This is a genomic window from Aeoliella fuhlenseeensis, from assembly GCF_052161615.1.
Classification (GTDB): Bacteria; Planctomycetota; Planctomycetia; order Pirellulales; family Lacipirellulaceae; genus Aeoliella.
The window spans coordinates 1,157,603-1,183,591 of the sequence record NZ_CP197417.1 but is presented as its reverse complement, the minus strand read 5'-3'; the positions used below and the strand labels follow the sequence as shown (position 1 = coordinate 1,183,591).

At 61.2% G+C, this 25,989-nt stretch carries 20 protein-coding genes; 8 read left to right on the top strand and 12 right to left on the bottom strand.

The window, feature by feature from the left end:
- Positions 1 to 34: 34 nt before the first annotated feature.
- Positions 35 to 1,048, bottom strand: a complete 1,014-nt coding sequence (locus tag SH292x_RS04720) for a dihydrodipicolinate synthase family protein (protein WP_442484431.1) — start codon at positions 1,046 to 1,048, stop codon at positions 35 to 37.
- 349 nt (positions 1,049 to 1,397) lie between these two features.
- Here SH292x_RS04720 and SH292x_RS04715 point away from each other — a divergent pair, with 349 nt between their 5' ends.
- From SH292x_RS04715 to SH292x_RS04705, 3 genes are all read left to right on the top strand, one after another.
- Positions 1,398 to 2,570, top strand: a complete 1,173-nt coding sequence (locus tag SH292x_RS04715; RefSeq protein ID WP_442484430.1) for a sialidase family protein — start codon at positions 1,398 to 1,400, stop codon at positions 2,568 to 2,570.
- 156 nt (positions 2,571 to 2,726) lie between these two features.
- A complete protein-coding gene (locus SH292x_RS04710; protein WP_442484429.1) occupies positions 2,727 to 3,464 on the top strand; it encodes a 3-keto-disaccharide hydrolase in 738 nt (245 codons plus the stop codon).
- A 1,343-nt stretch (positions 3,465 to 4,807) separates the two neighbouring features.
- Positions 4,808 to 5,863 carry a BBP7 family outer membrane beta-barrel protein gene (locus SH292x_RS04705; RefSeq protein WP_442484428.1) on the top strand — a complete coding sequence of 352 codons (1,056 nt, stop codon included), beginning with the start codon at positions 4,808 to 4,810 and terminating at the stop codon, positions 5,861 to 5,863.
- Positions 5,864 to 5,891: 28 nt separating this feature from the next.
- Here the strand turns inward: SH292x_RS04705 and SH292x_RS04700 are convergent, their stop codons facing one another.
- The 11 genes from SH292x_RS04700 to SH292x_RS04650 form a co-directional block, all read right to left on the bottom strand.
- Complete coding sequence (locus SH292x_RS04700; RefSeq protein WP_442484427.1) at positions 5,892 to 7,067, bottom strand: HD domain-containing phosphohydrolase; 1,176 nt, start codon at positions 7,065 to 7,067, stop codon at positions 5,892 to 5,894.
- Positions 7,068 to 7,121: 54 nt separating this feature from the next.
- Positions 7,122 to 9,275, bottom strand: coding sequence for a response regulator (locus tag SH292x_RS04695; RefSeq protein WP_442484426.1), 2,154 nt, complete (start codon positions 9,273 to 9,275; stop codon positions 7,122 to 7,124).
- Entirely contained in the window at positions 9,272 to 9,955 is a 684-nt protein-coding gene (locus SH292x_RS04690) for a hypothetical protein (protein ID WP_442484425.1), read from the bottom strand. The genes SH292x_RS04695 and SH292x_RS04690 overlap by 4 nt, the downstream gene beginning before the upstream one ends.
- 211 nt (positions 9,956 to 10,166) lie before the next feature.
- Entirely contained in the window at positions 10,167 to 11,342 is a 1,176-nt protein-coding gene (locus SH292x_RS04685) for an FG-GAP repeat domain-containing protein (RefSeq protein ID WP_442484424.1), read from the bottom strand.
- A 3-nt stretch (positions 11,343 to 11,345) separates the two neighbouring features.
- A complete protein-coding gene (locus SH292x_RS04680; RefSeq protein WP_442484423.1) occupies positions 11,346 to 13,283 on the bottom strand; it encodes a HEAT repeat domain-containing protein in 1,938 nt (645 codons plus the stop codon).
- Between the two features lie 63 nt (positions 13,284 to 13,346).
- On the bottom strand, positions 13,347 to 14,630 hold the full coding sequence (locus tag SH292x_RS04675; RefSeq protein WP_442484422.1) for a Gfo/Idh/MocA family protein: 1,284 nt from the start codon (positions 14,628 to 14,630) through the stop codon (positions 13,347 to 13,349).
- Between the two features lie 52 nt (positions 14,631 to 14,682).
- Complete coding sequence (locus SH292x_RS04670) at positions 14,683 to 15,966, bottom strand: Gfo/Idh/MocA family protein (protein ID WP_442484421.1); 1,284 nt, start codon at positions 15,964 to 15,966, stop codon at positions 14,683 to 14,685.
- A 44-nt stretch (positions 15,967 to 16,010) separates the two neighbouring features.
- Positions 16,011 to 16,784: a 3-keto-disaccharide hydrolase gene (locus tag SH292x_RS04665; protein ID WP_442484420.1), complete on the bottom strand. Its 774-nt coding sequence runs from the start codon at positions 16,782 to 16,784 to the stop codon at positions 16,011 to 16,013.
- Between the two features lie 26 nt (positions 16,785 to 16,810).
- Complete coding sequence (locus SH292x_RS04660) at positions 16,811 to 17,974, bottom strand: Gfo/Idh/MocA family protein (protein ID WP_442484419.1); 1,164 nt, start codon at positions 17,972 to 17,974, stop codon at positions 16,811 to 16,813.
- On the bottom strand, positions 17,961 to 18,992 hold the full coding sequence (locus tag SH292x_RS04655; RefSeq protein WP_442484418.1) for a sugar phosphate isomerase/epimerase family protein: 1,032 nt from the start codon (positions 18,990 to 18,992) through the stop codon (positions 17,961 to 17,963). The genes SH292x_RS04660 and SH292x_RS04655 overlap by 14 nt, the downstream gene beginning before the upstream one ends.
- Before the next feature lie 116 nt (positions 18,993 to 19,108).
- Positions 19,109 to 20,341: a hypothetical protein gene (locus SH292x_RS04650; RefSeq protein WP_442484417.1), complete on the bottom strand. Its 1,233-nt coding sequence runs from the start codon at positions 20,339 to 20,341 to the stop codon at positions 19,109 to 19,111.
- Between the two features lie 147 nt (positions 20,342 to 20,488).
- Between SH292x_RS04650 and SH292x_RS04645 the strand changes: the two genes are divergently transcribed.
- The 5 genes from SH292x_RS04645 (at position 20,489) to SH292x_RS04625 (ending at position 25,867) form a co-directional block, all read left to right on the top strand.
- Positions 20,489 to 21,337, top strand: coding sequence for a helix-turn-helix domain-containing protein (locus SH292x_RS04645; protein ID WP_442484416.1), 849 nt, complete (start codon positions 20,489 to 20,491; stop codon positions 21,335 to 21,337).
- A gap of 136 nt (positions 21,338 to 21,473) precedes the next feature.
- Entirely contained in the window at positions 21,474 to 22,130 is a 657-nt protein-coding gene (locus SH292x_RS04640; protein ID WP_442484415.1) for a helix-turn-helix domain-containing protein, read from the top strand.
- Between the two features lie 430 nt (positions 22,131 to 22,560).
- On the top strand, positions 22,561 to 23,631 hold the full coding sequence (locus SH292x_RS04635; protein WP_442484414.1) for a DUF1611 domain-containing protein: 1,071 nt from the start codon (positions 22,561 to 22,563) through the stop codon (positions 23,629 to 23,631).
- Between the two features lie 26 nt (positions 23,632 to 23,657).
- Entirely contained in the window at positions 23,658 to 24,692 is a 1,035-nt protein-coding gene (locus tag SH292x_RS04630) for a dipeptide epimerase (protein ID WP_442484413.1), read from the top strand.
- 89 nt (positions 24,693 to 24,781) lie between these two features.
- A complete protein-coding gene (locus tag SH292x_RS04625; protein ID WP_442484412.1) occupies positions 24,782 to 25,867 on the top strand; it encodes a DUF2817 domain-containing protein in 1,086 nt (361 codons plus the stop codon).
- Positions 25,868 to 25,989 lie beyond the last annotated feature (122 nt).

The window sequence follows — 25,989 nt, the reverse complement described above, 5'->3', positions numbered from 1 at the left end:
ACTCCTTGCAAACCGAACGCGTTTCGCCACCGATCTAGAGCGAGCTAGTCCGAGCCGATGGATCGAGCTTGGGACGACTGAAAGGAGCCCGCCGCATGCTAGTACCCGTTTCATGCGTGCGGCTCGCTTGCTTCAACAACCACTCGCCCACCACCGACTCTTCGAGCCGCCTGTGGAGCTGCGACTCTTCCGCCGTCGACAGGTTCTCAATCGGCAATCGGCATGGTCCGCACTCGATCCCCATCCGTGTAAGCAGTGACTTCACTGCGGCATGGAACGGATAGGCGAGCAAAATGTCGATGAACTCCACGGCACGCAATTGCATCTCCGCCGCCGCTTCCATCTCGCCAGCTTCGTAGGCCGCAATAATACGCTGGTCCCACATCGCCTTGACGTTGTAGGTACTGCCAATCGCACCGGTAGACCCCACGACTAGCGCACTCAGCAGCATCTCGTCCGTGCCCCAAAGCACGTCGAATCGACTTTCGCCCATACTCTTGCACGCTTGAAACTCGTGAATCAGCGGTGCCGTATACTTCAGACCCACTAGGTTCGGAATCTTGCGGCCTGCGAGCTCCATGAACCGGGTGATGTTGATACTGGAGCCTGTGAGCGACGGAATGTGGTAGTAGTAAAATGGAGCCTCGGGGGCACCGCTCGCGATGTGCGCTATCGTGTCGACAAGGACTTCAACTCGATTGATCTTGTAGTAGCTGGGGGCGGTAGCCGAGATCACGTCCACGCCCGCTTTCCAAGCGTGCTGAGCAAGTCGACGAGCTTCTTCCACCGAGTTGTGCCCGACCTGCGCCACCACCTTCAATTCGCCAGCAGTGGCTTGGACGAAGACCTCCGTGAGTTCCATTCGCTCGGCGGTGGTCAGCGACATGCCTTCGCCAGTGCTGCCGCAGACATACAGCCCCGAAACGCCAGTTCGCTTGAGGTGCTCGACCATGGGGGGAATCTGATCCACGTTGATCGATCCGTCGCCCCGCATTGGCGTGAAGGTGGCGGCCAAGAGGCCGGTAAGTCGCTCGTTGTCAGGGTTCAAAGGTCATCCTCTCTTTGCCGGCCTGAACTTCCAGGCCCTCTCTATGGGAGTCTTGGAGGCTATTAAGTTCGAAGGAGAGCCCGTATTTTCCGGGCCTCTTAAAATTCCTATCTAACTAGCAATATTCTGTGGACACGGGTTATTATAATTCTTAGGATTTCGGAAGTCGAGCCGCGTGCGGGAATATTATTCCGCACCGGTACACTTTTTCCTGACTCGCCAATGCCACCACCATGGGGACTGCGTCATGAAGGTTGCGAATAGTAACGCCCCCTTGCTCCTGCCTCGCGCCCGCCCGGGAATACTCGCGGTCGCGGCACTTCTACTCACGGCGGCCCCCCTCCGAACGTTGCATGCCGACACTCCGGGGGCACTCGATTACACAACGAAGGTCACTCGGCACTTTGCCTGCCCAGAGGATGCCTTTTGGTTCCAGGCCCGCGCGACGGCGATCCCCAACCAGCGATCCGACTCGGGTCGACAGCCCTCGATCCTGCTGACCATGCAGCCTCACGGCTTCGAGGGAACTCACAATTACAAAGGAATCGTCTCGTCGCTCACCAACGACTTCGGTCGAAATTGGCAATTCCCTACGGCGCACAAGGAGCTCGATATCCGCACGCGACCGCGTGAGGAAAATGGGCGATCGATTTACGAAGTGCCAGTCGATGCCACGCCCATGTACCATCCGCAGACCGGCAAAGTGATCCTGACGGGTGCCACTTTTCAGGTGGACACGAAGACCAACAAAGACGTGCCCGGCGGTACCAGCGATGTGTTCTACGCCGCGTACGATCCGAAGACCCACGCGTGGAGCCAGTGGACCACCCTCGAGTTTCCTGCGTCTTTCCCTTGGCCATATAAGCGTACGGGATGCTGCCAAGCTCTGGTAGAACCGAATGGTGACGTGCTCCTTCCTATCTATTTTGGCGAGCACAATAACAGCATCCACTACGCGACAATTGCTCGCTGCAAGTTCGATGGCGAGAAGCTCTCTTACGTCGAGCATGGCAGCGAGCACAAGCTCGACTTTGGCCGTGGAATGAGCGAACCATCGCTTGCCAAGTTCGAGGGACAGTACTTCATGACCATGCGGAACGACCAAGGGGCGTACGTCAGCACGAGCTCGGATGGCTTGCGTTTTAGCGAAGCCGAGCCCTGGCGATTCGATGATGGCGAGGAACTGGGTAGCTACAACACCCAGCAGCATTTCCTCACGCATTCCGACGGGCTGTTTCTGGTCTACACGCGACGGGGCCTCGATAACGACGATGTCATGCGGCACCGCGCGCCGCTTGTGATGGCCCAGATCGATCCGCAAACAAGGCGCGTACTGCGCGACACCGAGCGAATCGTCGTACCCAAGGAAGGATCCGAAGCCCTGGGCAACTTCGGTGTTTGCAACATCACGCCGAACATCAGTTGGATTGTGGTGGCAAAGCGAGTCACCACTCCGGGCGAGAAGAACGTGCTTGTTGCCCAAATCGAATGGAATCGCCCCAACCTGCTGGTAAACGATTGAGCCACGCGGAGATGCTGGGTACGCTATTAGTTCAACTCGACGAGTAGCCGGAGTGCTTTCCGCCGTCGCTTCTCGCCCCCATAGCCCACCGCCCACGTTTCGATCATGCACGCTCCCCGTCTCCGATCGCGCTCCGCAAGTTGCCTCGCGCAATCCATGCTCATGCTCCTTGGCACGCTGCTGCCGACGATCACCTTTGCCGATGTCCCCGAAGTCGCCACGCCAGCCGACGCTCCCCCCTCCGATGCCGTAATGATTTTCGATGGCACGACCACCGAACAATTGGTGAAAACCGATGGCTCGCCGTGCGATTGGAAGATCGAAGACGCCGCGCTCGTGGTCCCCGGGACGCAGAATGCGAACCGCGGCGTGTGGTCGACCTATCATTTTCGGGATGCTCAGATTCATTTAGAGTTCCTCCAACCAAAAGTGGATAAGGCCCACGGCAACAGCGGCCTCTACTTGCATGGCATTTGCGAGTTGCAGATATATGGTGCCAAGGAGAAAGTCGAAGAAGACGATCTCATCATGGGAGCCATCTACCGCATCAATCCTCCGCTGGTGAATGCGGGTCGACCGGCCGGCGAGTGGCAGACGTACGACCTGCTGTTCACCGCGCCGCGGCGCGACGAGGAGGGCAAGGTGGTGAAGCCGGGGAAGGTTACGGCGCTGCTTAACGGCGTGCTGGTGCAGCACGAGACCGAGTTCGACGAACCGCTGTCGCAGTACGCGCCAATGACGTTTCGAGTTTCTCCTTATACGAAAAAGGTGAACGAGCACATTCGCAAATCCGAAGCCGGCCCGTTGTACCTGCAGGATCACGATTCCAAAGTCCGCTTCCGCAATGTCTGGGTCCGTCCGCTCGACGACAAAGCAGGTTGGTTCACTCCCTAAGGCGCGAGTAAAGTCCCACGTTTGTGACTTTTTCACTGGGTGCGACTTTACTCTTTGGCCGCATCGGGGCGGGCATCTAAAAGTGCCGTGTTTTCTCGGTTGAAGTCATCGTTTGCTCCTGGGGTGGAATTTAATAATGTCGCAGGGGCAACCCGCAGGTGCGACTTTACTTAAGGGGAAGGCGCGTAGGCCGTATCAAGCTCCGCGCCGCGTGCGGCGCTTCGCGAGGCGCTATAGTAGCGCGTCCCTTCGGGACTAAGGTCGTTATTGGTTACGAGTTCCCAGGACTTCGTCCTGGGCTGTCGAAGCGCGCCACTTCGTGGCTACGGGATTAGAGGTGCGAGTGGTTGAGTATTCGCGATTGGATTCAGCGTGAAGCGCCGTATCGGCGCAGGCTTGATACGACCTACGGCCAACGGCTTACAGCTCTTTAAAAAAGTGACGGGATCCCGTCGGGCGGTTGGGCGGGGTGAAACTTGGATGGGGTAACCGGTGTTCGTGTTTGCCGGCAGGCACCGTCTATTTCACCTCGCCCTACGGGCGCGCAGTTCGAGACAGCCTTACATGAACTGGTAAGGTCCAAGGTGCTGATCGGCCAAACCACCCCGCCCGCGATACGTATCGCGTCCGGTTGGGTCCCCTCGACTAAGGTGGTCCGCTGTTTCGAAGCACAACTGTCACTCACCGCACGCCCAGCGCGTACGACGAACGGGGTGCATTGTAGCGTCTGTACACTTCGCCGTCAAGAGCTAATGTGTACGCGTGGACATTTTGTGGGGAATAGTTGTGGGCCGCTTTAAATGCCGATAAAGAAGGCGAGCCGGTGAGCGTAAGCGACCGGAGACTTTCGAGTGAATGCCCCACTCGGAAGAATGTCTCTCGAAAAGGCACAAAGACGCAAAGTGAAGGCTTAGGAACCACTGATCGACGCTGATGTTCGCTGATTTCTATTAGCGAGTATTAGCGTCGATTAGTGTTCCCGAAAAAGTCCTTTGCGACTTGGCGTCTTTGCGTGAGATGAATAGAACCGTTTTGCCATTCGGACTCACTGGGGGCTCGCCGGGCTCGTCCTCAGGCACCCGTGAGTTTCTCTGATTTAACGCCAGGAGGATGCTTGCCACGCTTGTCAATTGTTAGACTTTGCCGGTGTTAAGATTTGCGGGTGCGGTAAGGAGATTGCAATCTTCCTCACTTCATCGTCGCAGGGGTCGCGACGCAAGCGCATGAATTGCCGCGGGTGCACCCCCCCGGATGTCGAGATTGTATTCCGATCGTAAGGTTCTTGCCGCGGGCATGGATACCAAAGGCGTCTTGCGAGCTCTTGTGGCAGGGAGGCGGTAGTGATGCGTAAGTTCTGGCATTATGTGGGCGTCATAGGTTTGTGTTCGGTTGCCAGCGTGGGTGCGGCGGGCGAGCCACTGTCCACCGAGGGACCTGCACGCGAAGCTAGCACTGGCGACGCCGTGTCCGGGTTTGGCGGTTTGTTTGACGAAGAGGTAACGGCGACCTCGTACTCTCAAGGTTGCGACCTGTGCAACGTGAGCTGCCAGCCGCAGTGGACGGTTCGTGCAGGAGCCATCTTGCTCCAACGCGATCAACCCGACGCGCTGGTACTCGCCCGGCCACTGGGTGGACTCATTCAAGTGTCGGGGGGCGAAGACTTCGACTTTGGTGTGGCGGGTGGCCCGGACATCTCGGTCGAGCGTCGGATGGGCAATAGCTGCAACAGCATCGAAGTGCGGTACTTCGGTGCCCTCGACTGGTCCTCGCGAGTCGACTACGGGGCGACGGGGGACATCGAAATTGGTCCGATTGATATTCCGCTGGCCATCGACGTGATCAGCCAATACGACTCGAAGCTCGACAACGTCGAAATCAACTGGCGTCATCAGCACTCGGATCGCCTGACGGTGCTTGCCGGTTTCCGCTACTTGCGCCTCGACGAATCGCTGAGCTACGACGTCGACTTCCTGGTGCCGAACCTTTCGGGCGTGAACTGGGACACGGACAACGACCTGTACGGCGCGCAGATGGGTGCGGACCTGAAGCTATGGCGAGTTGGCGGCCCGTTGTCGATCAATGGCATCTTCAAGGCTGGCATTTTCGGCAACAGCGCTGACAACAACTTCAACTACGACGTGCTGGGAACCCCCATCGTCGAAGGAAGTGCTTCGGATACGTCGGTCGCGTTCGTTGGCGAAATGGGCATCAACGCTGCCTACCAAGTCACTCGGCACTTTGCCATTCGTGGCGGTTATCAAGTGCTGTGGGTGAACGAGGTCGCGCTAGCTAGCGACCAGGCGAACGTACAGCTGCAGACTTCGGATATCGACGCAATCACTACCTCGGGCGACGTGTTCTATCACGGTGCCTTGGTGGGTGGCGAGTTCACTTGGTAAGCCCGAGTGCCGTTTGAAAGTTTGGGCTTTAGACTTCGTCGGCGTAGCGCATCTGCACTTCGAGGATCTCAGCCCGTTTGGTGAAGAAGGCATCGAGGAGCGCGGGATCGAAATGGGTCCCGCGCTCCGCTTCCATGATCTCGAAGCACTTGCTGATCGGGAACGCTTCCTTGTAACAGCGGCGGGTGCTGAGGGCGTCGAACACGTCGGCGACCGCCGTAATGCGGCCCTCGATCGGGATGTCCTCGCCTTCGAGCCCTAGTGGATAGCCGCGGCCATTCCACCACTCGTGGTGCGTCAGCGCGATGCGGGTGGCCATGTCGAGTACCGGCGAATTGCTCACTCCCAGCACCTTGGCACCAATGTCGGCGTGGTGACGCAGGGCGATTTCTTCTTGCGGCGACATCCGTTGGAGCACGCGTTTGCCGAGACTGCTGTGGCGTCGCATGCACTCGAACTCGTCCTCGGTGAGTCGACCGGGCTTCTTGAGAATGTCGTCGCCGATGCCAATCTTGCCCACGTCGTGTAGCTGGGCGGCCTGTTCGATCAAATCGAGGTACTCCTCGTCATAACCGAGCGCGTCGGCGAGCAAACGCGCGTAACGCCCGACGCGGAGCACGTGGTGGCCGGTATCGTCGTCGCGAAACTCTGCGGCGCGGGCCAGGCAGTGGAGGATGTCACGCCGCGAGGCTTCGAGCTCGGCCGTCCGCTCGCGAACGGCGACTTCCAATTGGCGCGAGTAGTCCTCCAGGATATCTTGCTGGCGTTTGAGGGCGAGCAAATTCGCCACGCGAGGGACGAGTTCGCTGGGGTCGATCGGCTTGTTCAAGAAGTCATTGGCACCGGTGCTGAGGGCCTCGATGCGCGTTTCGCGGTCGGTGGACGCCGTGAGCACGATCACCGGCGTGTGCAAAGTGTTGATGTCAGCGCGAAGTGCAGCGAGGATTTCGAGGCCGCTGATGTGAGGCATCATCAAGTCCAGCAGCACCAAGTCGGGCGACTCGCCGCGGACAAGGGCCAATGCCTCGCGCGCGTCGGAGGTCGAGACAAAGTTCTCGTAGCCCTCGATCTGGAGCAGTCGCTGAACGACTTTGATGTTCACCGGCTCGTCGTCGATCACCACGATCCGGGCGTAGGGCATGGCGCAGTTACCAATCGATTGGAGGTAGGCGGCAGTCGTGCTGGTGGCGGTTGCGGTGGACATGTTCGTTTCGACGATGGACACAAGTTGGATGGTGGTCGACTCGCGTGGTGCGTGTTACAGGACGACCCGCTCGCGGAGCTCGCAGATGGTTTGCAGGGGTGCGGAGGCGTTGGCTCGGTGGCCCTGCTTCGCGCAGTCTTCCAGTTCGCTTGCCGGGTTCGAGAAGCAGGCGAATCCGACGGTCCCCCCTGCCCCGCGCAGCCAGTGCGCGAGGTCGGCAAGCGCATCGAGATCGCCTGCGTCCCACGCCTGTTGCATCTCGATGGTTTTCACTTCGAGCGTATCGAGGAACTCTTCGACGATCTCACGGATCTCGGTATCGTCCGTCGGCAGCATCGATCGAATCTCGGTCGGCAGGTTGGTCGTGGTACCCGCCTGGGTGGCGATGTACTTGCTAAGCAGTGCGTACAGCTCGCCCGCTTCGACGGGCTTCGACAAGTAGTCGGTGCAGCCGGCCAGTTCGCACTTCTCGCGGTCGCCCTTCATGGCGTGGGCGGTGAGGGCGACGACGGGACCGGTGAAGCCACGCTCGCGAATGCGTGCGGTGGCCGAGTAGCCATCGAGCACCGGCATCTGCATGTCCATCAGCACCACGTCGAACGAAGCCTGCGTGGCGAGGTCGACCGCCACTTGGCCATTCTCGGCAAGTCGGACCTTGGCCCCCGCGCGTTCGAGTAGCAGGCGAATCAGTTTGCGGTTGGTATCGCCATCGTCGACCACCAGGACGTTCATGCCGGTGAGGTCGCACGCGGTGGGGTTCGACTCGCGAACGTCGCCCCCCACGAGTTGTGGTGGTTGGTCGTAGGTGGCCACGCCATCGAGGCTGCCCGTCGCAATGCGGGCGACGAACGTGCTGCCTTTGCCAACCGTGCTCGTGACGGTAAGGCTTCCCCCAAGGGCCTCGGCAATCTGGCGGCCAATGGCGAGCCCGAGACCGGTGCCGCCGAACTTTCGCGTGACCGAGTCGTCGGCCTGAACGAAGGGGCGGAAGATTTCTTCGAGCTTCGCGGCGGGAATGCCAATGCCAGTGTCGCGAACCTCGACGGCGAGCAGTGGTTGAGCGTGCTTCCGTTCGACGCGGGCAACGACCACGATGGAGCCCTGCTGGGTGAACTTGATGGCGTTGCCAATCAGGTTGAGTAGCAATTGCTTCAACCGGTAAGGGTCGGTGTGGATGGTCTCGGGGATGTGACCGTCCCAGCGATAGTGGAGACCGACGCCCTTCTCGGTCGCTCCCACGCGGAGCACCGACACGGCATCGGAGATGATTTGATGGGGCGAGCAGGCAATCGACTCGACTTGCAGTTTGTCCGCCTCGATCTTGGACAGATCGAGCACGTCGTTGATCAGCGAGAGCAAGTGATGCCCGCTGCGGCGAATGATGTTCAGGTTCTCGTCGACCTCCTGCGGTGAGATGCTGTCGCGATCGCGAAGCAGCACATCGGTGAAGCCGAGAATGCCGTTAAGCGGCGTGCGGATCTCGTGGCTCATGTTCGCGAGAAACTTGCTCTTCGTGCGATTCGCTTGCTCGGCGGCGTCGATGGCGAGTTCCAGTTCGTCCTCGCGCTCTTCGAGCTGCACGGTGTGCCGAGCGAGTTCGAGCATCTCGCGGCGGCTTTCGAGGATGATGATCAACAGGACGATGTCTTCGAAAATGACCCAGCCTGCGTGCTCGAGCCATCGCCATTCGGTGGCCGTGGTGACGCCGAACACCGACTCGGGCCAAAACACGCCGCGGATCAAGTGGTCGGCCGCGACGATCAGCGTGGCGGGGAGCAGTACGAGTGGATCGCGGTACGCGGCGAGGAACGCGAGCGAGCCGAATACGTGGAAGTGCGTTTCGATCCGTCCGCCGGCGAGGTGTATGAGCAGCGAGGAGAACAGCACTTGACTGCACGCGATCACGACGCGGGTGGGGAGTTGCCCCGAATGGAAAATGGCCATCGCGATGGGCAGCGCGGCGAGCACACCGCCGCCGACGATTGCCATCCACAGGTGGGGATGCACCTGGCTGGTCGCGCCGATCCAGGTGTGGGGCGAAACGTAGTAGGCAATGACGATGCCACCGATCCATTGCAGCGCCATTAGGACCGCGAACATGCGGTCCGTGCGGCGATAGATCCGCTGGTAGTGGTCGGTGAGTCGCTGCTGGACCGCCGGCGACGGGTCTTGGTTCGCGGGCGAACGAAGTAGTAGTGGCCAGGTCATGGAGTCCCCCCCGTCGAGTCGATCGCACATGCCCCGGTCGTCTCGTCGCACACGGCGGTCGCTGCGTTTGCAGAATCGCCCAAGCACAGCCGGCAGCCGAACGCGGGAAGCGAAGCGGTGGCGATGGATGTCTCGCGTGTAAGCAATTGGGTGAGGGTGTCGCTGCCGGCGTTGTCTCCTTGGTGGCCGCGCGAGGGCGTGATGCCACCCGCGTAGAGCAACTCGCCATCGGGCTGATAAAGCTGAACCGTTCCGCTGGTGGTTGCGCCGAACTTGTTAGCCAAAACGCCATCGGTGTCCCACACCACGGACGAGTGCGGCAGCTTCAACAGGTTACGCACCGTGTCCGTTTCGCGCCAGTCGGGCGTGGCATCTGGCGGAAGCGTGGCGACAATCGTCAAACGCGGGCGGTCGGCGTCGGGCAGATGGTCAATGACGCGGGTGAGTTCGTGCACCGTCGCCCGCGAACAAGGGCAACGCGGGTGCAGGAACAGTAGTAGCGAAGGGCGACCCGCCGCGAGTTCGAGGGTCGTGCCCGCGGGCCATCGCGTGGCTACCGGTGCCGAATTGGCGTAGGTGGTGAACTCGTACGAGGTGGCCCAGCACCAGACGGCCGTCGCGGCAAGGCACCACCCGACGATGGCGGCGCACCACAGGTGGTTTCGATAGCGGGCGATCATCGGCGAGGCACCAGAGCAAAGGTCGGTGTTGGCGTACCGCGAGACAGGGCCCGCGGCGGCTGGCAGAAAAGCGTAGACCGAGGCCCGCTAAGGGAACCCCAAACGAGACCTTGATGTCGGATATCCGAACCGGAGATCCTCGCGGTGATGCTGGGGGTACCAGTTGGACCGCCTGTAGCGCCTGCGGGGAGCGGGCTTCGGAGAGGGCCGATTACTCGCGATTAAGGAGCAAGAACGTGCCGCTCTTGCCGGCGACCGCGATGTCGGTGCGGCCGTCGCCGTCAAGGTCGCCGGTGCGGATCTGCAACCCAATGCCAACGACGCCACTTTGAAGCACCTGCTTATCGAACTGCTGGCTCTCTGGATTCCATGAGTAGGCATGGACGCAGGGGGGCATCTCGGCACCGGGGTCGCCATCGTTGTGCGCCCGATAACGTTTGCCGGTGATCAGTTCGTCCTTGCCATCGCCATTGAGGTCGGCAAGCGCTAGCGCGTGCGCCTGCGAGAAGGTCTCGTCGATCGTGCGAGGTTCCCACTGCGTCTTCCCCTCGGCCGTGGGCGAGAGCTGTCGCCACCACTGCAGCCCAAATCCATGCCCCGTGCCCCAGACGATATCGGCACGGCCATCGCTGTCGACGTCGTAGACGAGCACCGGCAAGCTGAAGTCGGTGGCGGGCCAATCGGGGTGGAACGTCCACTCTTTCGTGAAACGCTCCTCGGCGCTGGGACACTCGTACCAGCCGGTGCTACAGACAATATCGAGCAGGCCGTCGCCGTTCACGTCGCCCACGCCCATGCCGTGACCATTTCCCTGTTGGTTTACGATGAACCGGGTCATGGCGGGGGCGGGGTTGTCGTCGGATGCCTTGAAACGCCACACACTAACTGACGAGGGAGTGATCCACGAGTTGCCGATCCACTCCGGCACGCCATCGCCATCGATATCGGTCATCAAATTACCTTCGTTCGACTCGCACTCGGAGTCGAATAGCAGTCGGCGCTCCCACAGAAGCCCGGCCGCGAGGCCGGCGGCTCCAGGATTGCGGAACCAATAGACTTCGCGTGTGGTGAACCCACCGGCGATGACGTCGGTCCAGCCGTCGCCGTCCACGTCGTAGGCGAAGTCGCCGTTGCTTTGGACGTAGCCATTCCAGTCGTCGATCTCACGCAGCGGCCGGCCGACGAACGCTGGCGCGGCGTACCAGTTGCGACCCGCGGCGACATCGAGCTTGCCGTCGTTGTTGAAGTCGGCGAGCGCGATCCCCTCGTTGGCGTCGACCGCCAGGGGTTTCACCTCGAAGCGTGGGAAGGTTGGTTCTTCGGCGCGCGAGGCGAGAGTCGCGGTGAATAGGCAAGCAGAGATGGTGGCGAACTTAAGGGATCGCATTGGTTATTGCCCCGCTAGGGCGCGGGCCTTTGCGAGCACTTCGTCGCTGCCGCCGGCGTCGAGTACCTGCCTGGCGGCATCGGCCGCGGCGTCCGGATACTCAGCGGCAATCTGCTCGGCGATGGCGATCACGGATTCGCTGGCCTTCGCGCCGAGCTTATCGGAGTCCAACTGTGCGGCGGCGTCGCGTAGTGAACGAGGGTGGGGAGAGCGAGTTAGCGTTTCGAGGGCGAGCAAGCGTTCCTCGTCGCGATCGGCGAGCTCGAGGGCTTTCTCACAGATTTCCAGACGCTGAGCACGGGGAATCCGAAACTGGCGTGCCACGCGGAGGTAACCCCGAAGGGCGCGAACGCGGTACTTTCCGGCGGGGAGTTCCTGTGTGAGATCAAGCAGCACCGGGGCGACATCGGGAGTCATCCATGCGCCAAGCAGGCGGGTGGCGACCTCCTGGAGCGCGATGTTGTTCTCCTTGGCCGCTTGGTGAAGCGCCCGGAGTGCGTTCTCGCCTCCCATCGCACCTAGCGTCTCGAGCATTGCGATCTTGATCTCGGTCGACTCGGCTTGGGCCATAGCCTCGGTGAGCTCGGCGGCGGCCGCTTCGCGGTCGGGCATGCGGACGCTAGCGGCTCGCAGGGCTTGGTAAGCCACGGGGGTGTCCTCGGCGTGCTTCGTCTCGAGGACAGGCGCGATGAGGAGGTCGAGTTCGTCTTGGTCGATCGTCTCGCCCAGCGCGAGCAGAGCCGCGTGGCGGACCTGGGGCTGCTCGTGAGTCAGGTAGGGCGTGAGGGTATCGGTAGCTGGCAAGCGACGGCGGGCGATGGTGTCGAGCAGGATGAGCCGCGAGGCTTCGTCGGCTTTAGGGAGCATCGCCAGCACTTGCACTTCTACCTCATCGCCCGGGAGCGCTGCGATCGTCTGTCGAACCAGTGGTGCGAGTTCGCTCTGTTCGTCGGCGGCGAGTGCGAGCAAGGGCTCCAGGCAACTGGCGTCGCCCGCTTGGCTTAGCCCGCGAATAGCGGCCGCTTGAACCTGCGGTTCGCCTTCTTCCAATGCGGTTAGCAGAGCGGGCAAGTGGACCGTGTCGGGACGATCGGCCATTGCACCAATGACGAGCGCCGCGACTTCGGGCTTCAGCTTAGGCAGCGCGTCGGCGAGGGCACGATCGATGTCGCTGCCGGGGAGTTCGCGTGCGGTGATGAGGGCGATGTTTCGCATCTCGTTGCTCGGCGATTCCAGCAGCTCGACGAGCAACTGAACCCCATGCGGCCCGCCCGTAATGATGGCACCGCGAGTCGCGGCGACCTGGCGAGGTTCGGCTACGGGAGCATTACGGACCATTTCGTAGATCTCCAGCGCCTGAGCGGTATCGCCCTTGGCGAGCGCTTGCTCCGCTAGGAGGATGCAACCTTCGGCGACGAAGTTGATGTTGGAGGAGTTCGGTGCTTTCAAAGCTGCGAGAAGCGATTCGGTGCCGATGTCCCCACCGATCTTGCCTAGCGCCACCGCCGCGGCCTCGGCAACTTGTGGGTCTTCGTTGTGGAGCTGCTCGACGAGAAAACCGACCGCTTCGGCGTCACGCCGCACGGCGATGGAGTTGATCATGCCAACGCGCAATAGGCCATCGAGCTTGCCCGCCGCTTCGCGAAGCGCCTCGTCGGCCTCGGAACCCGGAATCACTTCCAGCGGAATTCGAGCCCATGAGGAGAGCCGCGGGTTGGGAAGCAGCTTGGCAAGTTCGGGCACCGCGGCGTTCGAACCGTAGATCGCGAGCTTCTTACAGGCGAGGGCTTTATCCCCCTCGGGAGCATCCGAAGCGAGTACAGCGATCAGGTCGGCCTCGTTTTCGTCCGCTCGTGCCGTCGCGGGTGCGGTGAAGGCAACACACGATACTAGGAGATAGGTGAGCGTCTTCACGGCGATGGCGGGGGTGTGAGCTCGCATGATATCGTTTCGGGTAGGTTAAGTTGGTGGGATCGACTCTTGGGAAGGCAGGATTGCAGCGACTCAGAATCGCCACGGTTCGCGAACCGCTTCGCAGCGGAGCCGGTTGGCGTGAACGTCGTCGATAAACACGTTGTTCACGTTGTCGTATTTCACTTGGCGATTGAGTGCGAGCGCGATGTTCGCAGCGTGGCAGGCGATGTGAGCGCGGCAGGCGGCGTCGGCGTTGCTCTTGGTCTTGCCGCGTGTCTTCACGCAGTCGAGAAATTCACGAACGTGGAACGTTGCGGGGTAGCCAGCAACCTCCTCCACCTCGTGCCCCGTGATGAGCTCGGGGGAGCTTAGCACCATCTTGCCGCTATCGCCGGCCTCGACCCAGCCGGTCTCGCCCTCGAAGCGAACGGGGCAAGAACCAAGCGGAAGCCAACCGGTCTCGCGAAGGACCAACTCGACGCCATTGTCATAGCGCGCGACCAATTGGCCATCCTTCGGTGCGTCGTAGACCACGGGTGGCTGGCAGTCGCCGACGGCCCACTGGCAGAGGTCGACGCAGTGCGAACCCCACTCAAGGACGCCACCACCGACAAGGCCGCCACCCTTTTCGAAATCGTCGCCTTTGAGGTACGCCTTGTTAAACGGACGCCACGCCGCGGGACCTAGATACATGTTCCAGTCGAGCGTCTGCATGTCGGGCTGGTCATCGGCGGGAAGCCATCCGCTCATCATCGCCTGCATACCAAAGGGGTGAGCGTGGACTCGCTTGAGTTTCCCCAGTCGGCCCGTACGAGCCAGTTCGCAGGCGAACGCGAAGTGCGGAACATTACGTCGCTGCGTGCCGGCCTGGAACACACGACCTGTACGGCGCATGACCTCAGCGAGCTCCAGACTCTGTGCGATCGTTTTGGTAACTGGTTTCTCGCAATACATGTCCTTGCCGGCATTCGCTGCGTAGGCGGACATCGTCGCGTGCCAGTTCGGGCCGGTGGCAATCAGCACGGCATCGATGTCGCGGCGATCCAGCAACTCGCGAAAATCGGCGATCATGTCGCATTTCGTGTCGCCATAATTCTCGTCGGCCATCTTCTTCACGGCTTCGCGACGATCCTGCTTCACGTCGCAGATGGCCGCGAATCGGACATCGGGCTGCGTCAGAAAGCAACTGAGGTCGTAGGTGCCGCGCAGACCAATGCCGATGCCACCCACCACGATCTGCTCGCTAGGGGGCGTGGCTCCTTCTCGGCCCAGCACACTGGCGGGAACGATCATCGGCGCGCCGACCGCCACGCTAGCGCCGGCAACCGTCTTGAGGAAGCTACGTCGGCTCGAGGTGTTTACTTTGCTGGACATATTTCGGTGCGATAACAATGGGAACAACGCAGGGCAGTCACACAACGGGGCGTTAGATTCGCCACGGTTCGCGGAGCGATTCGGAGCGGAGGCGGTTCGCCTGCGCGTCGCCGATGAACTCGTGCTTCACGGTGTCGTACTTCACTTGGCGATTCAGCGCCAGCGCGATGTTCGCGGCGTGGCAGGCGATGTGGGCGTTGCAGGCTCCGTCGGCGTTGCCCTTGGTCTTGCCACGCGACTTCACGCAGTCGAGGAACTCGCGAACGTGGAACGTCGCAGGGTAGCCACCGATCTCGGCGACCTCGTGTCCGGCGATGAGATCGGGCGAACTCAACACCATCTTGCCGCTGTCGCCGGCCTCGACCCAACCGGTTTCGCCCTCGAAGCGAACGGGGCACGAACCCAACGGAATCCAGCCCGTCTCGCGGAGGATGAGCTCGACGCCATCGGCGTAACGGGCGACCATCTGGCCATCCTTCGGGGCGTCGTATTCCACCGGGGGCGGACCATCGCCGACGGCCCACTGGCAGAGGTCGACGCAGTGCGAACCCCATTCGAGCACGCCGCCACCCACGAGTCCGCCACCCTTCTCGAAGTTGAACCCATCCAACAGCGCGGCATTGAACGGACGCCACGCCGCGGGGCCGAGGTACATGTTCCAGTCGACCACATCGGGGTTGGGATCGGGTGCGGCGGGGAGCCAGCCGCTCATCATCGCCTGCATACCGGCGGGGTGAGCGTAGACACGCTTAAGTTTTCCAAGCCGCCCGGTGCGGGCGAGTTCGCAAGCGAATGCGAAGTGCGGGATGTTCCGCCGCTGCGTGCCCGCCTGGAACACACGACCGGTGCGGCGCATGAGATCGGCGATCTCGAGACTCTGGTCGATGTTTTTGGTAACCGGCTTCTCGCAGTACATGTCCTTGCCAGCGTTCGCCGCGTAGGCCGCGGCAGTCGCATGCCAATTCGGACCCGTGGCGATCAGCACGGCGTCAATGTCACGGCGGTCGAGCAGTTCGCGGAAGTCGCGAATGGTGTCGCACTTGGTGTTGCCATACCTCTGGTCGGCCATCTGCTTCACGGCGTCGCGGCGTTCCTGCTTGATATCGCAGACAGCCGCGAACCGGACGTCGGGCTGATCGAGGAAACAGCCGAGGTCGTAGGTACCACGATTACCAATGCCGATACCACCCAGGACGATCTGCTCGCTGGGAGGCGTAGCACCTTCGCGGCCCAGCACGCTGGCGGGGACGATCATGGGCGCACCAATGGCCACGCTCGCACCGGCGACGGTCTTCAGAAAGCTTCGGCGGCTTGGAGTCTTTGCTTGGTTTTTCATAACGATATGGGGAGGTAGAGGTAGGATCGCAAGACGCGAGTCGATCACTCGGCGGTATTGTCGGCGGGAAGTTTCTTGAGGCGAATGTTGCGAAAGTCGATCGCCATCGCGGGACCGCTATGCAACTGCAAGGCGATGATGCCGTCCTTCGCGGCGTGGCGGGTGTCGTTGTCGGTGACGATGGCGGTTGTACGGCCGTTGATTTTGTGTTCCAGACGATTGCCTTTGGCGATGATTTCGAGCGTCTGCCACTCACCCGCCTTCACGCCCTCGACGATTTCCTTGGGGTCGCCCACCGAGCCGACCACTTCTTTCTTGAATCCATCGGGCTTCTCGCTGAGCACCACTTCTTCGCCACGCATCGCCAGGATGCCGCGGCCACGCTCCTCGTAGCCGATGCCCATGTACTGGTTGGTCCGTTCGATGTCGGCCTGGTAGCCGCCGGCGACCCATTTGCCCGCGTCTTCGAATCGCTTGGAACGATACTGCACACCCGAGTTGCCAACGCCATGGTCGGCGACGCGGAACTCGACGATCAAATGAAGGTCGGATGCCGTGCCGTCCCAGATAAGAAACTCGTTGGTCCCGATCGGCGCGTCGTCGGAGGTCTCGCCGTGAATCACTCCATCGACCACGCTCCATAGTTTGGGATTACCGTCCCAGCCTTGGAGAGTTTGGCCGTCGAAGAGGACTTCGAAACCGTCGTCGTTCTTTTCGGTGGTCTTCTCTGTGTTCTTCTCGGCGGCGAAGAGGCAAGCAGCGGGGAGCGCCGTTAGAAATGCACAGATGGAAGCGACTCGTCGAAGGTTGTGGATCATGATTGGTACTTTGCGAGGATGCTCGTTTACTTGGCGACTTGAACCCAGCTCTTTGACTCAGCGCTTTGAAGGACCGACTCACAGACCTTCTGCGTTTCGAGGGCGTCGCGGAACGTGGGGGCGGCGGGTTTGCCCGTGGCGAGGCCTTCGATGAAGTCGGCGACCTGATGCACGAAGCTATGCTCGTAACCAATCTGCAGGCCCGGCACCCACCACTTATCCATGTAGGGCTGGCTGCCGTCATGATCGGTGACGTGGATCGAACGCCAACCACGCAGACGGCCTTCGTCGTCGTGGCTGAAGTACTCCAGACGATGCAGGTCGTGCAGGTCCCAGCGGAGTGAGGCGTGCTGGCCGTTAATCTCGAAGGTGTAAAGTGCCTTGTGTCCGCGGGCGTAACGGGTCGACTCGAACACACCGAGCGAGCCATTCTCGAAGTGACACAAGAACGCACACGCATCGTCGATGCCCACAGGCGTGACGTCGCCCGTCTGTTGATGGACGCGCTGTTTGACGAACGTTTCGGTCATTGCGGTGACATCGGTCACCGAGCCATTGAGCCAAATCGCGGTGTCGATGCAGTGAGCCAAGAGGTCACCGGTGACGCCCGAGCCGGCTTCTTTGGCGTCCAGTCGCCAGAGCGCGCGACCACCTTGCGGCAGGTCCTCGGCGATGGTCCAGTCTTGCAGGAAGTTCGCGCGGTAGTGGAACACACGGCCAAGCTTGCCTTCGTCAATCAGTTGCTTAGCGAGCATCACGGCCGGCACACGGCGGTAGTTGTACCACACCATGTTGGCCACGCCGGCCACTTCGACAGCGCGGCACATGGCCTCACCCTCTTCGACGTTCATCGCCAGAGGCTTCTCGCAGAGGATCATCTTGCCGGCGGCCGCGGCGGCCGTAGCGATTTCGTAGTGCAAGTTGTTGGGGACACAGATATCGACCAAGTCGATGTCCGTGCGGGCGACCAGCGCTCGCCAATCGGTTTCGAATGTTTCGTAACCCCACGTCTCGGCGAACTTCTGCGTGTCGGCGGGATTGCGTGAACACACGGCCTTGAGTTCGGGGACCAATGGCAAATCGAAGAAGTTCGCTACGCGGTTGTAGGCGTTCGAGTGCGCGCGGCCCATGAAGCCACACCCGATGAGGCCAATCCGCAGTGGTTCTTTGCCCGAGTTAGTTCCAGCCATCAGAGTCTCGCACCTCGATCATCGTGGATAGAACCGCGTTCCAAGTCTGGCCGTCTTCGAGCACGCGGTTGGGGAACATGCAGCCGTCCCAGCAAATGTGTTCGATGCCGCGCTCGCGTGCCCCTTCGAGCCAATAAGAAGCACAGCGGACAATGTCGAGCTTGCCGTTCGGATCGTCCGGCGGGCAGTGTTTGCCAGTCTTGTCGTGCGAGCCAGCACCCATCACCTCGCCATCGTTCTGAGCGATGTGCAGGTCGGTGGTCCAGGGCCGCAGTTTCGAAACCATCTCTCCGTACGCAGCGTAGAACTCGTCGGTTGTGTGACCGGGCGAGATTAGTGCGTGCTCAGGACTATTGTAACCGAGCAGGTAGAGGTAGGTGTGCGCTAAATCGGCTTGAAAACCGAGAGTATTGGGCATGTCGACCTCTTCGAGCAGGTCGAGCATGTCCCGCCAGCTATGCATGCCAGCCCAGCAGATCTCGCCCTCGGCGGCCAGTCGCTGCCCTGCCCCGGCGGCAATGCGGGCCGCCTCGCGGAACGTGTCGGCGATGCGGGTTGTATTAGCTTTGGGGTTTTCTCGCCACTTGGCGACGCCAAACTCGGCCGAGTCGATCCGAATCACGCCGCAATTCCGTACGCCCGTGGCGTCGAGCACCCCCGCGATGCGGCAGGCCGAGCGAATGGCGTCGAGGAACTTCTCGCGCGCGTCGGCATCGCCCATCGCCGAATCGCCCACCGTGCCCGGCCAAACCGGCGCAACGAGCGATCCAATCCCCAAACCGCGGCCGGCGATGTCGTCCGCGAGTTGGTTCAGATCGTCGTCGCTGGCGTCGGCGTCGAGATGGGGCAGAAACAAGAACAAATCGACGCCATCAAACCGCTGACCATCGACTTCGGCCGCAGTGGTGAGGTCGAGCATTCGGTCGAGCGACAGCGGTGGTTCCTGGTCCGCACCATCCCCCTTCCCGACCAGCCCCGGCCACATGGCGTTGTGCAATTTGGGAAGTGGGTAGCTCATGAGATTAAATGAAGAGGTTGTTTAGCCATGGAGGAAAGTAGTAGCCGGACTCGCAAGAGTTCGGGCCGCGAATGGATGGCACCCGGCCTCTTGCGAGTCCAGCTACGAAAAAGGGACTACCCCGCGTCGCCGACGTTGGGGACACTCGTGAACGTGTCGGGGCCGAAGTAGCGGAGGCTTTCGAGCGGTTCGCTGCCGGTGTTCTCGACCTCGATGCCTCGCTGGGCCGCTTCGTGGGTGATGAATACTTCGTCGTCCGTGAGTTCGCCGAAGCGAATCATCGTCGGCGTTTGTAGTTTCAGCTTGCCCAGACGACCTTCGCCCTGCACGGTGATCCATCCACTCGCCCCGGGATCGCGGAGCGTGCACTTGGCACCGGGCTGAAGCGTCAAACGCTTCGCGCTGAAAAGCTGGGCGCCGTCGACTCGGCCGTAAACGATCCAGTCGTCCCGCCAACCGTCGCCCGAGTCGGCGGTGATGGGTTCCAGATAATTGTTGGCTTTGAAGTTGGGATCGACGTTCCGATCCCAATCGAGCTGCTCGACGATGAAGTCGAGGTCGTGGTGCTTGTCGACCGGCATGTCTTTCACCAATAGCGACCATGGCACGTAACGGCCTTCGACAATGTTCTGGTACATGCCGAACACATCGCTGCCCCACTGTGGCTCATAAGTACAGAGCGAACCGGGGGCATGAAGCACGCCGGGGGGAATCAACCAACCGCTGCCGCGCTTGAGTCGATACGCCTTCGACAGATCGAGGATGCCATTCTCACCGCGGTCCCAATTCTCGAGGCAGGCGCGAACCTGATCCTTGGTAGTGCCGGGCTCAAGGCCCATGAACGTGTAGGGGAAGTTGTTGTCGCAGTTGTTGTACTGCGGCGGGAAGTAGTAGCTCTCGGGCTTGCCTTCCTGGTTGACGAGCTTGGCGTCGTCGAAGCCCTGGTGCATGTGATGCGGAATGGGCCCCATGTTGTCGAAGAATTTCGAGTACACCGGCCACCGGCGATAGCGATCCCACATCGCGGCACCAATCATGCGCGATCCGTATTCCTCGACGGCGTCCTTCAGCAAGAACTGCTCGCCGCCGAACACGACAAAGCTCTGCCCCTCGTGCCACACGCGACCTTCGTTGGCGGCGTCGGTGGTGCTGGCGAACCAGCGTTCGTCGATGCCACCCCGCTCGGCGCCGTAGGCATAGTAGTCCTCGGGGCGAAGGCGAATTCGCTTGCCGGGATGCAGAAAGCTCCGCGGAACCCAAGTCGGTGCGAGCCTCAACAGGCCCTCGCCTGCATCCAGGGCGTTATCCAGAACTTTGCCGATGCTCTCGGCCAACGACGCACTCGCCATGGCAATGCCGCCTTTCCGCGAGACACCGGCTCACGCCTGTCCCGCCATTAGAAGTCCAATGACCGCCAATTGGTCTTCCTGTAGTTTGCAGCGGGGCTGGGGTTAAACACAAGGTAAAAACGACGCGACTTGTGGTATAATCGGCTCATGAGCCAGAATTCCCCCGCCGCCGAAACGAACTTCCTCGATCAGAGCGACACCACGGCCCTGACGGGCCCCGCTCGCCTTGGGGATGCTGGGGCGTCTGTTGGCTTTTTCGATCAGCTGGAGAGCCCTGCGCAGCTCCTTAGCCTGCTGAACAACCTTCCGGCGACTTATTTCTTCTCCAAAGATCTGGCGGGGCGATTCGTCCACGTGAACCCGGCACTCGCCGAAGTGCTTGGCTTCGCGGATCCCGCGGAAGTGATCGGCCGGACCGACTACGACTTGTTTCCGCCCGAGATCGCCTCGCAGTACCGCGAGCAGGATCAGGTGGTGATCGACAGCGGGCACGCTCAGAACAATCACGTCTGCGCGGTCCCCAATGCGGCGGGGGTGCTTCGCTGGTACGTGGAGACCAAGATTCCGCTCGTGGATTCGAGTGGTAAAACGATCGGCATCGCCGGCGTGATGTACGATCTGGAGAAGGCCGGGGCGATGCTCGAACCGTACGAGCGACTGAACGCCGCGATCACGCACATCACCAACCACTTCGCCGACAAGATCACGCTCGAGGTGCTCGCCGAGCTGTCGCACTTGTCGGTAAGCCAGTTCAAGCGGGTGTTCAAGCAACACTTTCGCGTGACGCCCAGTCAGTACCTGTTTCGCGTCCGCATCAACGCGTCGTGCCTGCTGCTGCGCGAAAGTTCGGCGAGCGTTGAGTCGATCGCTGACCAGACGGGCTTCTACGACGCGAGCCACTTCGTCAAACAGTTTCGGACGGCCATGGGGAAAACGCCGCGAGAATTCCGCGAGCAGAGTCGGCAGGCTATCGCCGAAAGTGGGGTAAATCCTTGAGTTTTCAAGCCGAAGTCCGCCGTAAAGTTGACACCCCACTTGTGGGGGACTACGATCCGAAGTACGAGCTTTCTCGAAAGCAGCTTGTCTTTACTCTCATCTCAGGCTCCACCCGGAACGCAAAGGGCATCGCTGCATGGGCTGGAAGCAACAGCCACTGAAACGGGCGTATGCGTGCAATCGCGAAACACTGATCTACCTGCGCGAGCGGCGCGGTTGGACCCAGAGGCAGTTGGCTGAGAAGGCCGGGTACACGGACCGATTAATTGGCAAAGCCGAGTCGGGCGGTTCGATCGCCGTGGAGACGCTAGCCGACATCGCCGACGCCCTGACCACGCCCGAACATCCGGTCTATCCCGAAGACCTGATCTGCGATCCCGTGAGCTTGGCGAAGAAGTACATCGCCGCGCAGTACGAGCAACCTGGCCGAGTGGTCGAGCACGTCAGGCACTTCCTGGATGACGATGTGGTGCTGCACGTCGTCGGCGACGCCAGCGCCATCCCCTTCGCGGGCGAGCATCGTGGAGTCGATGCGATGCAACGCGGGTTCGCCATCTTCTACTCGGTGATCGAGGTGCCGGCGAATCACGACCATCGACCTTGGTACCGCTTTCTCTGCCAGGGAAACGAAGTGGTGGTGTGGGGCCAGTCGTGGATGCATCCCATCGGTCAGCCAATGGAACAGCCGATGAACCTGGTGCAGCGACTTCGCTTCCAACGCGGCAAACTGGTACGCGTCGAGGTGGTGTTCGACACGCTCGAAGGCTCGCGGCTACTCAACGGCGATTCGTAACGGTCGCCCCTCGTGGTTGCCCCGACCGCTGCATGCCGCTTCGCGGTGGTGCCTGATTTCATCTTGCCACGGTTCAAAATCACGCATTCGCGCAAAGCAATCGCGTACGCTGCGCAAAATTGATGGCACTTCGGTACAGCAACGTATCGCCTAGACGATTCCACTTGCGAGAATGAGGGCAACCGCTATTCTGACTCGGCAAACACCGCAGTTTGAGTCACTAAGGTGGAGTGACAAAGCACCGTCGGATGAGTAGTTTGGTTGCTGCTCGCTCGATGACCCAGGTGCGATTTGTCAGGGCAAATTGGCCGAGCAGGTCCTATGAATTTACGCAAGCCGATCGAAGGGGGAGCTTCCGGCTGCCGACCTTACGTAGTGCCCTTGCTTGTTTACTAAATTGACTTCCTTACTTACCAATCGGCACACTTCCATGTCCCTGCGTCGCATTGTAGTCCTCACCGAAGGCAGCACGAATCCGGTCACTGCCAAGACAGCCACTAGCGTGGTCCGCTACCAGCCCGACGAATTCGTGGCCCTGTACGACACCACCCAGGCCGGCAAGACTGCCGGCGAACTGCTGGGCGTGGGTGGCAATAAACCGGTGGTGGCGTCGTTCGACGAAGTCGACTCGCCCGACACGTTGCTGATCGGTATCGCCCCTCCCGGCGGCAAGCTACCAACGGCATGGAAGTCGATCGTGCTCGATGCGATTGATCGTGGCATGAACATCGTCTCGGGACTACACGATTTTCTGTCGAACGATCCGGAACTCGCCAAGCGCGCTGCCGAGCGTGGCGTCACGATCCACGACGTCCGCAAGAACGACGAGCGCGACGTCTCGAACCGTAAGGGCATCCGCGAGGATTGCCTTCGCATTCACACGGTGGGTCACGACTGCTCGATTGGCAAGATGGTTGCGTCGGTCGAGGTGGCTCGTGAATTAGAACGCCAGGGTTACGACGCCAAGTTCGTTGCCACTGGCCAAACCGGCATCATGATCGAAGGCGATGGCTGCCCGGTGGATTGTGTGGTGAGCGACTTCCTGAACGGGGCGGTCGAGAAATTGATTCTCGCCAACCAGCACCACGACTTCCTGCTGTTCGAAGGCCAGGGCTCGATCGCCCATCCACGTTACTCCGCCGTGAGCGCGGGCCTGTTGCATGGCTGTATTCCTCACGGCCTGATCATGGTGTACGAGGCCGGTCGCAAGGAAGTGAATGGTATGCCGGGCGTGCCACTGGTATCGCTCCCGCGTTTGATCGACGCCTACGAGAACCTCGCCTCGCTGCACTTCCCGACCAAGACCATTGGCGTCGCGATGAACAGCCGCCTGCTGACGCCCGACCAAGCCGAAGAAGAGCGCGAGAAAGTATCGCGCGAGCTTGGCCTAGTGGTGTGCGACGTTTATCGTCACGGTGCTGGCCCGCTGGTTGACGCGGTGCTCGATTTGCGCCGCGAGCTATTTGGTGAGCTTCCCGCTAAGAACCTGGTTGCTGTCTAACCCCACCTTGGAATTGAGTTTCTGCCTTGGACGTTTCCTACCGCGAGTACGATCTTCCCCTCCGCCACGTCTTCACCATCGCCCGCGGTTCGACCACCGTGCAGCAAACCATCGTTGTGCAGTTGTCGGAGGACGGCATGCACGGCTATGGCGAAGCGACGACCAACGACTACTACGGTGCCACGCTCGAAGCGATGGCCGCCGCGTTCGATCGCGTGACCCCGCTGCTCAAGGCGTCGAGTGCTCGTGAGCCCGAGGCCGTGCTCGCGCAGTTGGCCCAAGAGCTCGAAGGACAAAGCTTCCCGCTGTCGGCGCTCGATGCGGCGGTGCATGACCTGTGGGGCAAGCTCCACGGCAAGCCGGTGTACGCGATGTGGGGGTTGTCCACCGACAAAGTTCCCTCGTCCAACTACACCATCGGTATCGACTCGGTCGAAAAGATGGTCGCCAAGATGGAAGAAATGCCCGGCTGGCCGGTCTACAAGATCAAGCTGGGCACCGATCGCGATACGGAGATCGTCCGCGCGCTTCGCGAGCACACTTCGGCCACGCTTCGCGTCGATGCCAACTGTGGCTGGACCGCTGACCAGACGATCGAGTATTCCAAGGAACTGGCCACGCTGGGGGTCGAGTTCATCGAACAACCGCTCGCCGCCGGCGACATCGACGGTGCTAAAAAAGTGTTCGAGCACTCGGCGCTTCCCATCATGGCCGACGAAAGCTGCATCACCGAGGCCGATGTCGCAAAGTGTGCCGGCATGTTCCACGGCATCAACATCAAGCTGTCCAAGTGCGGCGGCCTTGCTCCCGCGCGTCGCATGATTGCCGAGGCGCGCGAGCGAAAGCTCCGCGTAATGGTGGGCTGCATGACCGAGTCGACGGTCGGCATCTCGGCGATTGCCCAGTTGCTACCACTCTTGGACTACGTTGATATGGACGGTGCGGTGCTGATTGCCAAGGACGTGGCAACCGGCGCACGCGTGGAAAAGGGCGTCTGCCACTATCCGCACGCAAACGGCTCGGGCATTGCGCTCATTGATGGACCTCTGCCACCGCGATAGCACTCGAGAGATGCGGAGGGGGTGGTTCGGCTTCGCGGACAATCGGCGCATAATGGAACCGGTGCGTTCCTTCAACTGCCTTTAGTGCCTTGGTCCAGCCAGCCGCCCAGCTTTCGTATTACTCCGCCGACTATTTCGAAGCCCGCGAGCGTTTTCGCAGCGCGGCGAGCGACGCCGGTGCGGTGTCCCGCGCCCTCGAAGTCGTACCGGCTTGCGAGTCGCACGATTCGCTCACCATCGATGTGGCCTTGGTAGGCGATCCAGCCGCCAAACGGACTTTGATCGTGTCGAGCGGCGTCCATGGCGTCGAAACCCCGCTCGGCTCGGCACTGCAGCTAGCGATGCTCGAACAGTGGAAGCGACAACCGGGCGAAGGCTATTCGATTGCGCTACTCCACGCGGTGAATCCGTATGGTTTCGCGATGCGGCGGCGCTTCAATGAGGACAACGTCGACCTGAACCGCAACTTCTTGCTGGCGGACGACGAGTACGTGGGTGCCCCGCGACTAGCGAATGTGTTCCGACAGGTTCTCGGCCCGCCCACACGACCCTTCCGCATTGCGACATCCACGCTTCGCATGGGCTACCTCGCCGCGCGGCACGGGAAGCGATCGTTCTGGGAAACGCTTCCCGTCGGTCAGTACGAGCACGCCGACTGGTTGTTCTACGGGGGCAGCCAGCTTTCGCGGTCGGGCGAACTGCTAGGTGACCTGCTGCCCAACCTGCTGGGCCATGCGAACGAAGTTGTTCATCTCGACTTTCACACAGGCCTTGGCCGCTGGGCGAATCTAGAGTTGCTACTCTCCGAGCGCGAGTCTACCGCTGGTGCTCAGTGGTGGCGAGAGCACTTCGCGCCACACCCCGTCGTCGAGTCGAATCAGGTGAGTCGCTACACGGTCCGCGGCAGCTTTGGCCCTTGGATGGCCGAACGATTGCCAGGGACTAACTACCACTACGCGGCCGCCGAATTCGGCACCTACAAACCTTTGCAAGTAGTGCGCTCGCTGGCGGACGAAAACCGCTGGACACGCGCGGTGCCAAATCTACCCAATACACACTGGTCGCGACGCCGACTGGCCGAGGCGTTCGCGCCACGGGACTCGCCGTGGCGACTCAAGTGTTTGGCGATGGGGTTGGAGGTCGTTGAGCGCGCGGCTGGTGTGCTTGCCGATTGAATCTCAGGCTGTAGGAGGGCTCTCCGAGCCCGATGGCGATGCGTACTCGGGGCATAAGTCCCCTCTCCCCGTCCCTCACCCGCGACGGGGAGAGGGGACTAAAGGTCGGGGAGAGGTGACTT